This window comes from Streptomyces sp. P17 (genome assembly GCF_032436805.1).
Lineage (GTDB): Bacteria > Actinomycetota > Actinomycetes > Streptomycetales > Streptomycetaceae > Streptomyces.
The window spans coordinates 1-254 of record NZ_JAVRBF010001155.1 but is presented as its reverse complement, the minus strand read 5'-3'; the positions used below and the strand labels follow the sequence as shown (position 1 = coordinate 254).

Annotated in this window: 1 pseudogene; it reads right to left on the bottom strand. The window is 67.7% G+C overall.

The window, feature by feature from the left end:
• Positions 1-254 (bottom strand): annotated as a pseudogene (locus tag RMT89_RS44250) (hypothetical protein); the annotation flags it as partial.

Below are 254 nucleotides of genomic sequence, written 5' to 3'. Positions count from 1 at the left end.
GGCTGCCGAAGCTGTCGACCATCTCGAGGATTGGGCAAGCCCAGGGAGCCCTCTCGCTCCGACCCGCGCCAGTAAGGCCGCCTCGTCGACCTTCTGACCGGGAAGTACCGGCAAGGCATCCAGCACCAGCAGCCGACGTGGACGCATGTGTCCCGGCAACGTCGCCTCGAGATGGCAGCGCACGCCGTCGAGCAGGTGGGCGTCGCCATTTTGCCGCGGGACGACAAAGCCCAGCAGCAGCGGTTCGCCCTCAC